The following is a 444-nucleotide window of genomic DNA, read 5'->3' on the forward strand; positions in this document are numbered from 1 at the left end:
TACTCAATGGCGTGGGTGTTGATTTTTATTTTTTTTTGTGGTACTCGGTTTTGTTTGTCAAAAAACAGCTGACATTTATGGAGAGGGCTGATATTATGCCCTCATGTTTATAGTGTTACGAGGGCCCGTTCCGTGGCGAAAAGCTTATCAGTATATAAAAATTCGTCTAAGAAAGAGTATTCTCTGACAGATGAACAGCGGGATATATATCGCCAGACCTCTTATAACTCCAGGGAGGCTAAGGCTAACGCCTTGCTCGGACTGGTACAGGCTGTCCATGAAGTAAATATTCCCCGTTTAGACCCTTGTGAATTGATGCCTCAATTGGAGAGCAATAAATTGAGGTGTGTAAGTTTGTTTTCGGGTGGCGGCGGTCTTGATCTTGGTTTTGATAGGGCTGGATATAGTCATATCGCTTCATATGAGTTAATACCTGTTTGCAAG

At 42.1% G+C, this 444-nt stretch carries 1 pseudogene; it reads left to right on the forward strand.

The window, feature by feature from the left end:
* Nucleotides 1–132 precede the first annotated feature (132 nt).
* Nucleotides 133–444, forward strand: a pseudogene (locus SxD43FB_RS25750) (hypothetical protein); the annotation flags it as partial.

It is taken from the genome of Sphingobium sp. D43FB (assembly GCF_002312805.1).
Taxonomy (GTDB): Bacteria; Pseudomonadota; Alphaproteobacteria; order Sphingomonadales; family Sphingomonadaceae; genus Sphingobium.